This window comes from uncultured Aurantimicrobium sp. (assembly GCF_936931525.1).
GTDB lineage: Bacteria > Actinomycetota > Actinomycetes > Actinomycetales > Microbacteriaceae > Aurantimicrobium.
On the sequence record NZ_CAKZII010000064.1, the window covers coordinates 1 to 1,262 of the forward strand.

Consider the following 1,262-nt stretch of genomic DNA (forward strand, 5'->3'; position numbering starts at 1 on the left):
CCGTGCATGATTTGAACAACAGCACGAGGCGTGGGAACCGAGTACACGTCATAGGTAATGGCGACGCCGTGTGAGTCAGTGAACTCGGTGGTGATCATTAGCGAACGCCTTCCATCAGCTTGAGTACCCATTTACGAATGAGTAAGAGCACAATACCGAGTCCGATAGCAGCCAAACCAGAGTAAGCAAAGTAATCGAAGTTCAACTCAGGGTGCTTCTCGTCATAGAGACCGGCGAGCTGTCCTGACATTGCAGTGCCCAGTGCGCTGGAGAGGAACAACAGCGCAACCATCTGGGTGCGGAAAGCGGTGGGGGCAAGCTTGGTGCTGACAGAGAGGCTGACAGGTGAAATCAACAGCTCAGCAAGGGTGAACACAAACAGGATCGCAACCAAAGCAAGCAAAGGTGCAGTGTGAGGTGCTGCGTTGTAAATGGTGAGGAAGAGCAGGAACGCAATACCCATCACGATGGTTCCGAGACCCATCTTCACCGGGGTGCTGGGCTGCTTGGTTCCCCACTTGGTCCACAGCGCAGCGAATGCGCCGGAAAGAGCCAAGATAAAGACTGGGTTGATGGACTGAACCCACGAGACAGGCATAGTCCAACCAAAGATGCTGAGGTTCAACTGGTCATTGGCAAAAATGGTGACCACGGTGAACTGCTGCTGATACAAAGACCAGAACGCAGCACATGCAATAAAGAGTGGGATAAATGCCAGAACGCGGTTGCGCTCAATGGGGGTGATGAGCTTGCTGCCCAAGATCACAACAAAGTAGGAAATCGCAGCAGCAGCCGTCACGATGATGATGACCGTGGCTAGGTTTCCGCTGGTAATGACACCGGAGAACACCAGAAGAACAATGAGGCCAACACCCGCTGCTGCGAGAACGCCCACCAGCCACTTCTTATTTGCAGGAAGTGGGTTAGGAACGACACGAGTCTGAGGTGGAAGCTTACGGCGACCAATCGAGTACTGGATCAAACCAGCAGCCATACCTACGGCAGCAAGACCGAAGCCCCAGTGGAAGCCGTAAGTGGTCTGCAAGAAACCGGTAGCAAGAGGACCTAAGAAGGCACCCAAGTTGATACCCAAGTAATACAGAGAGAAACCGGCATCTCGACGAACATCACCTGGGGCATAAAGCTGGCCCACGATGCTGGTCGCATTCGCCTTGACGCCACCGGCACCAATAGCGATCAAAATCAAACCGACAGTCAAACCAACATAGGCAGGAAGAACAGCCAGTGCGATGTGGCCAAAC

Annotated in this window: 1 protein-coding gene; it reads right to left on the bottom strand. The window is 53.3% G+C overall.

The annotated features are described in order from the left end of the window. Positions 1-97: 97 nt before the first annotated feature. Positions 98-1,262: peptide MFS transporter (locus Q0362_RS02835; protein WP_298119552.1), on the bottom strand; the 1,165-nt coding region annotated here is incomplete at its 5' end.